Below are 938 nucleotides of genomic sequence, written 5' to 3'. Positions count from 1 at the left end.
CCGCATACATGGCCGTCAGATTGAGGTCATGCAGGATGGCGACCACGCCACCGCCCCTTCTGGCGAAGTCGCGGGCAATGTTCATGATGATCAGCTGGTGCTTGATGTCGAGGCTGGACACTGGCTCGTCGAGGAACAGAAAGCGCGGCTTGCCGTCGAGCACCGGCGCCCAGACCTGGCATAGCACGCGCGCCAACTGAACGCGCTGTTGCTCCCCGCCGGAAAGCTCCTGGTAGAAACGGCCGGCAAAGCCGTCGAGATCGACACGCGCCAGCGCCCGTTCCGGCAGCCGCGCATCCTCGCCCGGCAAGGCGCCCGAACGGCCGCCGACAAGACCAAGCTTGACCACTTCCCGCACGGTGAACGGGAACGACAGCGTCGTCGCCTGCGGCAGCACCGCGCGATGGACGGCTGCCTCGGCCGGCTTCATCGTCGAGAGATCTCGGCCGTTGAGGGCAACGCGGCCGGTATAGGCGAGCTCGCCGGAGAGCGCTTTGAGGAAGGTCGTCTTGCCCGAACCATTGGGGCCGACGACGGCGGCGATCTCGCCGGGCCGCGCGTGGAAATCGACACCACTGACGATAGGCTTGCCGGCGATATCAACCGAAACATCCTTTGCCTCGATCATCAAGCCTCACAAATCAACCACGCCGCGCTTGCGCAGCAGGATCCAAAGGAAGAACGGCGCGCCCGCTATCGCGGTGACGATGCCTATCGGCAGTTCGGCCGGCGCAACGATGGTGCGTGCGACCGCATCGGCCAGAAGCAGCAGCGAGGCGCCGAGCAGCGCCGACGCCGGCAGCAGATAGCGATTGTCCGGACCAATCAGCAGGCGCAGCAGATGCGGCACCACGATGCCGACGAAGCCGATGCCGCCGCTGACGGCGACGGATGCGCCGACCGCGGCGGAGACGCCGACGATGGCCGTGTATTTCAGC

General features: G+C 66.1%; 2 protein-coding genes. Both read right to left on the bottom strand.

All coding sequences use genetic code 11. The features are described 5' to 3' along the window. On the bottom strand, nt 1-628 hold a 628-nt coding region (locus tag EN884_RS37115), incomplete at its 3' end, for a heme ABC transporter ATP-binding protein (RefSeq protein WP_128361188.1). 6 nt (nt 629-634) lie between these two features. Further along, nucleotides 635-938, bottom strand: a 304-nt coding sequence (locus tag EN884_RS37110) for an iron chelate uptake ABC transporter family permease subunit (RefSeq protein WP_164895468.1), incomplete at its 5' end; no start/stop codon positions are given.

The sequence above is a fragment of the Mesorhizobium sp. M7A.F.Ca.AU.001.01.1.1 genome (assembly GCF_004022735.1).
GTDB lineage: Bacteria > Pseudomonadota > Alphaproteobacteria > Rhizobiales > Rhizobiaceae > Mesorhizobium > Mesorhizobium ciceri.
This window is presented reverse-complemented; position numbering and strand designations above follow the sequence as displayed.